This is a genomic window from Geminicoccus flavidas (assembly GCF_009806515.1).
In the GTDB taxonomy this organism is placed as follows: domain Bacteria; phylum Pseudomonadota; class Alphaproteobacteria; order Geminicoccales; family Geminicoccaceae; genus Geminicoccus; species Geminicoccus flavidus.
Genome location: NZ_WUJP01000915.1, coordinates 1 through 5,536, shown reverse-complemented (window position 1 = coordinate 5,536; position 5,536 = coordinate 1). Strand labels below are relative to the sequence as shown.

The following is a 5,536-nucleotide window of genomic DNA, read 5'->3' as shown; positions in this document are numbered from 1 at the left end:
GACCAGCTTCAGACCGTGCTGCCCGAGCCCACCGGATCCGAACCAGGCCGCGGTGCTTGGGTGGCGAGTTCGGCGAGATGTCGATCCTCAACAACTACCTGTTCCAGAGCTTCGGCTTCCGAACCTAGTCCAAGCTCAAGCCGTTCAACAGCCTGGTGACGAGCATCACCGCGGAAGAACTCGGCCATGTCGAGCTGGTGACCACAGGCGTCAGCAAGGTGGCCTTCGGGCCGGACGGCCAGGACGCGCATGGCGACGACATCACCGACACGCCGTTCGCCGACATGAAGGGCATCCGCCTGGCGGCCACCTTCCTGAGTGCCGGCGGCGCCGCCAAGTACGAGCAGGAAGGCTCGCACCGGCGCCTCTACACGTGGAGCCCGACCGACTACAAGGAGATCGCCGGCATCTGGGGGGAGCAGGCGCTGCCGACCGACCCGCCGGGCGAACTGGAAGTGGCCCGGACATCCCGGACGGCGGCAGGATCGCCGAGTTGAACGGCATCTCCGGCACGTTCACGCCCGATTGGGCGCCGGAGGAGCTCTACGGGATCGCTATCAAGCTCTACCGGAAGATGTGACGATCGCAGGGAAACGGGCCGAAGTGGCTTTCCCCTCCGGTCATCCCCCGGCTCGTCCGGGGGGCACGCCGCACGCTGGCTGCGACACGACCGGTCCTGCGCAAAGGGTAACCGCAGTCAGCCCTCGTCTTGGGGTTAATCCCCCGCCTTCGCGGGGGATGACGATAAAAGAGCCCGGCAGGGCTCGTCCCGCGCTCCTAGCCCAGGCTGGTCGCCAGCTCGCGGATATGCTCCGGGCCGATGCCGCAGCAGCCGCCGATCACGCTGGCGCCGGCCGCGGCCCAGCTGCATGCCAGCTCCAGGTAGCGGACGGGTCCGGTGTCCGTGCGCAAAGGGCTGAGGCCGGCGTTGGCGGCGCTGCGGCCGGTTCCGGCAAAGGCGTTGGCGTAGGCGCCCAGGCGCATGCGGCTGCCGGCGAGTGCCGTGGCCGCCTCGCCGATCGCGGCCGCCATGACCTCGGGCGGGCTGCAGTTGAACAGGAGCGCGGCAGCACCGAGTGCCCGGGCCTCGGCGGCAGCGCGGGCGACATGCTCGCCAGAGCGCAGCCGGGCGCGCCCGTCAGTCAGCTCGTCGGCCAGGGTGAAGGATAGCCAGAGCGGGCGGCGGTCGCTGCCCAGCACCTGGCGGATCACCGCGGCCTCCGCAGTGGCGCTCAGGGTCTCGCCCAGCCAGAGATCGACATGGGGCGAGAGGCCAGCCACCAGCGTGCGGAGCAGGTCGGGTGCCACCTCGGGATCGAACAGGTCCGGGCGGTAGGAGCCGAACAGCGGGGGCAGCGAGCCGGCGATGCCCGCCCCGCCGCCATGTTCGTCCGCGGCGTCGCGGGCGATCCGGCCGGCCAGCTCGGCCAGGGCCTGGCCCTGCGCGGCAAAGCGCTCGGGGCCGATATGGAAGGGTACCAGCGCATAGCTGTTGGTCGTGACGATCTGCGCGCCGGCGTCCAGGAAAGCGCGATGCGCCCGACCCACCAGTTCTGGCGCCTCCATCAGTGCCAGGGCCGACCATTCCGGCTGGCGGAAGGGTGCGCCCATGCGCAGGAGCTCGCGGCCCATGCCGCCGTCCAGGATCGTGACGCCTGATGCCATCGCCCGCTCCCTCGTCCGCGGCCGGACCATCAGCCGGCGCAGGCGACAAGGCAAGATCGGGTCGTCAGTCCCGCTCCGGGCGGGGGCCGTGGTCACGGTTAGCGGGCCGGCCATGCCGAACCACCTGGGCGATCTGGTCGCGGCGGATGCCCAGGTCGAGCAGCACGAAATCATCCTGGTCGTTCAGCGAGATGATCGCCTGCTGCAGCCGGCGCTCGGCCAGATGGGCGGACACCCATTCCTTGAGCTGCCCGAGGCGGCTGGCGACCGTGCGCCGGAGCGGCCCGAAACTGGCCCGTTCTGCATCGATGTACATGATTGATCTCCCAGGCCCGAGTCATGCGGGCGTTCCATGGCCGAAGAGGATAACGGGAACGCGCCGGAGCCATTGTGCCGGGGATCACGCGGACCGGTGATCTGAGTCACCGCCGTCCGAGTTCACCTCATGGTAGGATGGAGAGAACGGAACTGCGGGGCCGGCCATCGCTTTAGCGCCAGGCGAACTGCAGGAGCGCGATGCCGATGGAAGTGCGGAACGACAAGGCGGCCAAGGACAGGCTGGTCGAGCTGATCAAGGACGCCCGGATCGCCATGCTGACCACCAGGCATGCCGATGGGTCGATGCACAGCCGGCCGATGGGTACGATCGAGGCCGAGTTCGACGGCCATCTCTGGTTCATGACCGACAAGAACGCGGACATGGCAGCCGAGATCCAGGCCATCTCCGACGTGGCGCTCACTTATTCGGACGAGCGCAAGCAGAACTACGTGTCCATCTCCGGCCGCGCCGAGATCCTGCACGACCCGGCCAAGGTGAGGGAGCTCTGGTCGGAGTTCCTGCGGGTCTGGTTCCCGAAAGGGCCAACCGACTCCGCCATCGCCCTGCTTAAGGTGACGGTCGACTGCGCGGAATATTGGGATGCGCCTTCCAGCATGATGCTGCACGCCTATGGCTATGTGAAGGCGGTGACCACGGGCGAGCGGCCCCATCCGGGCGATCAGGTCGCGATCAACTACTGAGGTCGCCAACTTGCCCTGCGAAAACCGGCATCGCTCTCTTATGGAGTTCGACCGGTCTCGCCGCTGGTGCTCACTTCGGTCGTGCGACCGCCGATGCCGGCCATCGTGTCGACGGCCACCTTGTGCCTGCCGGAGCGGGTGAGCCTCGAGGAACTGGCGGGGCGCCGGCCTGGGGGAGTGCCGAAGCAGTACTATTTCACCAGCACTGTGTCGAACTCGGCGAGCGTCGGACGTGGATCGGCGCTCCTGGGCAGGCTCCGCAGCCTCGCGATCAGGCGGTCGAGTCGCGGCGTCAGGAAGATCAGGTAGCGGCTCGGTCCCATCACCCGATAGGTATGCGGCAGCCCGGCGGGCACGAAGACCGTGGTTCCCGCAGGGGCGTCGAACTCCCGGTCCAGGCAGCGGAAGCGCAGTGATCCCTCCAGCACATGCCACGCTTCGTCATCCGAGCGATGGATGTGCAGGTAGGAGGGACCGGAATCCGTCCACTCGTGCACCACCAGCGATGTTCCGGCCGCGGCGATGACCGGGCCGCCCGGGCCGGCGATGATCGGCTCGAGTGGCGATCCATCCCCTTCTTGCGTCATCCGACCTCCCTCGTCCCGATATTCAGGCCAAGCTTCAGGATCGAGCGAAGGGCGCGCGTCGTCAATGCCTTGGGCAGCGCGTGGGCGCCGGCCGCCCGTGCGGCCTGCGCCTGGCGGTGCGCCTTGTTCCCCCGCTCGGCCGGGGCAGCCGGGTCGTCGGACCCCGCTGCGGGATCTCGGACGGGGTCGTCCTGGACGTCGCCGGTTGGGCAGGCCGTTTCTGGTCCGCTGCTGGCGCATCTGGTCCTTCTCGCTGACCATCCGGTCGCGCAGTGCTGCCAGCGCGGCGCAGACCTCGGCCAGCTCGGCGGGATGTGCGGCCCTGGATGTGATGGGATTGCCGTGCGCGGCATCCCAGGCCAGCGCCGCGTCGATCGTTGCCATGGCCTGCACTAGCTTCATCAGATCCGGTACCAGAAACCGGAAGGCGATGTCGTTTGTCGCCTGAAGCTCGTGCCCAACCTGTTCGGCGGCAGCATGGGATCGGTCATGGTCCCCGAGTGCCACCGCTGAAGCTTTCCTCAGGAGTTCTGCGACAGCCGGCCCACCTTTCGGCCTCAGCTTCCAGCTTCGGTCCGCGACGACATGTCCGCCGCCGCCGCGACAATGGCATGTCGCAACCATATGTGCCTGGGCGCGTCCTGCTGGCGGGCGTGCCAGGCCAGGCTCATCGTGAACCGGCCGAGATCGAAGGGCGGCGGCAGCGAAACGAAGCGCCTCATCTCGGCCGCCGCTCGTGCCAGGCTCGACGGCAGGGTCATGACGAGGTCAGAGCGGGCGGCGATCTCGACCGCCGCGAAGAAGTTCGGCACGCGCAGCTTCACCCGGCGCGTCCGCCCCATCTGCGCCAGCACCGCATCGACAGGTGCAGGCCCGACGCCGGTGACACTTACCACGATATGCTCGAGCGCCAGAAAGCGGTCGAGCGTGAGCTTCTCAGCGAGTGCTGGATGCTGCGCCCGCATGAGCGTCACGAGCTCTTCGTCGTAGAGGCGGCGTCGGCGGATGCCGGCCGGCGCTTCCTCGATCAGCGCCACCATGGCATCCGCGGCGCCCTGCTCCAGCGCTTCGATCCCGTTTGTGCCCGGGGCCACGATATCGAGATCGAGGCACGGCGCCTCGCGGGCGAGGCGGGCGAGCAGATGCGGCGTGAGCGCGGCGGCCTGGAGATCGGGCATGAGAAGCCGGATCCGGCCTGTCGCCGTAGCGGGATCGAACGGGCTGGCTTCTAGCATTTCCCCAATGCCGGCCAGTATCCTGCGCAGCATGGGGCGCAACTGCTCGGCGCGGGCGCTGAGGACGTAGCCGCCGGGCCCATCCGCCAGCAGCGCATCGGAGAACAGCGTGCGCAACCGCCCCAGGGCACGGCTCGCGGCCGGCTGGCTCATGCCGAGTCGGTGGGCGGCCCGGGTCACGTTCCTTTCATCCAGCAGTGCCTCAAGCGCCACCAGCAGGTTGAGGTCGACCTGGCGTATATCCACTTCGAGCATGTCGACTATATAGGACATGCATTGGACGCATGAACATCCCCCGTTTACCCGTTCTTCCTCGAGCGAGCTGACGGAGTGGCCATCATGTATGTCGTGCTTGGAGCGAACGGGCGGGCCGGCGGCGAGACGGCGCGCGCCCTCATCAAATGTGGTGAGGCGGTTCGGGTCGTGCTGCGTCGCAGGGAACAGGCTGAAAGCTGGACAGCCCTTGGCGCAGAGGTGGCTGTTGCGAGCATCGAGGATGCCGACGCGATGGCCGCTGCGCTGGCGGGCGCGTCGGGAGCGTTCCTGCTCAACCCGCCGCCGGTGAGCGGCGATCCCTATGCACGCACAGAAGAACTCGGTGCGGCGCTGGCCGATGCCGCACGGCGTGCGCGTCTGCCCAAGGCGGTCGTCCTGTCGTCCATCGGCGCGCAGCATGTCGCCGGCACCGGTGTCATCGCCACCCTCAACCGGTTCGAGGCATTGCTGGACGGGGCGGCAGCGGCGACCGCTTTTCTGCGGTCGGGCTATTTTGTCGAGACCTGGGGCGAGGTGGCGGAAACCGTAAGGTCGGTGGGCGTGCTGCCGACCTTCCTCGACCCCTCCCGGCGAATCCCGATGGTGAGCACGATCGATCTCGGGCGTGCGGCGGCAGCCGTGCTGCGCGAAGAATGGACCGGGAAGCGGGTCGTGGAACTGGGCGGGCCAGAAGACTGGAGTGCTGACGAGGTGGCGTCGGCCTTCGAGAAAGTGCTCGGCCGCCCAGTGGTGCCGGCCCTGGTTCCGCCGGAG

Annotated in this window: 6 protein-coding genes and 1 pseudogene; 3 read left to right on the top strand and 4 right to left on the bottom strand. The window is 68.4% G+C overall.

Going from position 1 to position 5,536, the window contains the following annotated elements; all coding sequences use genetic code 11:
* A pseudogene (locus EQG76_RS33730) lies at positions 1-215 on the top strand (manganese catalase family protein); the annotation flags it as partial.
* 562 nt (positions 216-777) lie between these two features.
* Here EQG76_RS33730 and EQG76_RS26370 read toward each other — a convergent pair.
* Both EQG76_RS26370 and EQG76_RS26365 read right to left on the bottom strand, forming a co-directional pair.
* Entirely contained in the window at positions 778-1,665 is an 888-nt protein-coding gene (locus EQG76_RS26370) for a homocysteine S-methyltransferase family protein (protein ID WP_159717827.1), read from the bottom strand.
* A gap of 64 nt (positions 1,666-1,729) precedes the next feature.
* On the bottom strand, positions 1,730-1,981 hold the full coding sequence (locus EQG76_RS26365; protein ID WP_159717825.1) for a hypothetical protein: 252 nt from the start codon (positions 1,979-1,981) through the stop codon (positions 1,730-1,732).
* Between the two features lie 206 nt (positions 1,982-2,187).
* Here EQG76_RS26365 and EQG76_RS26360 point away from each other — a divergent pair, with 206 nt between their 5' ends.
* Positions 2,188-2,685, top strand: a complete 498-nt coding sequence (locus EQG76_RS26360) for a pyridoxamine 5'-phosphate oxidase family protein (protein ID WP_159717823.1) — start codon at positions 2,188-2,190, stop codon at positions 2,683-2,685.
* 191 nt (positions 2,686-2,876) lie between these two features.
* Here EQG76_RS26360 and EQG76_RS26355 read toward each other — a convergent pair whose 3' ends face one another.
* Both EQG76_RS26355 and EQG76_RS26350 read right to left on the bottom strand, forming a co-directional pair.
* Positions 2,877-3,272 (bottom strand): cupin domain-containing protein, encoded by a 396-nt coding sequence (locus tag EQG76_RS26355; RefSeq protein ID WP_159717821.1) that lies wholly within the window; start codon positions 3,270-3,272, stop codon positions 2,877-2,879.
* Positions 3,273-3,829: 557 nt separating this feature from the next.
* Complete coding sequence (locus EQG76_RS26350; RefSeq protein ID WP_407925574.1) at positions 3,830-4,762, bottom strand: LysR family transcriptional regulator; 933 nt, start codon at positions 4,760-4,762, stop codon at positions 3,830-3,832.
* A gap of 84 nt (positions 4,763-4,846) precedes the next feature.
* Here EQG76_RS26350 and EQG76_RS26345 point away from each other — a divergent pair.
* On the top strand, positions 4,847-5,536 hold a 690-nt coding region (locus EQG76_RS26345), incomplete at its 3' end, for an NmrA family NAD(P)-binding protein (RefSeq protein WP_159717817.1).

What these genes read in the sequence shown, in the direction of transcription:
- EQG76_RS26370 (WP_159717827.1), bottom strand. Translation starts at nt 1,665, where the DNA reads ATGGCATCAGGCGTCACGATCCTGGACGGCGGCATGGGCCGCGAGCTC.
- EQG76_RS26365 (WP_159717825.1), bottom strand. Translation starts at nt 1,981, where the DNA reads ATGTACATCGATGCAGAACGGGCCAGTTTCGGGCCGCTCCGGCGCACG.
- EQG76_RS26360 (WP_159717823.1), top strand. Translation starts at nt 2,188, where the DNA reads ATGGAAGTGCGGAACGACAAGGCGGCCAAGGACAGGCTGGTCGAGCTG.
- EQG76_RS26355 (WP_159717821.1), bottom strand. Translation starts at nt 3,272, where the DNA reads ATGACGCAAGAAGGGGATGGATCGCCACTCGAGCCGATCATCGCCGGC.
- EQG76_RS26350 (WP_407925574.1), bottom strand. Translation starts at nt 4,762, where the DNA reads ATGCTCGAAGTGGATATACGCCAGGTCGACCTCAACCTGCTGGTGGCG.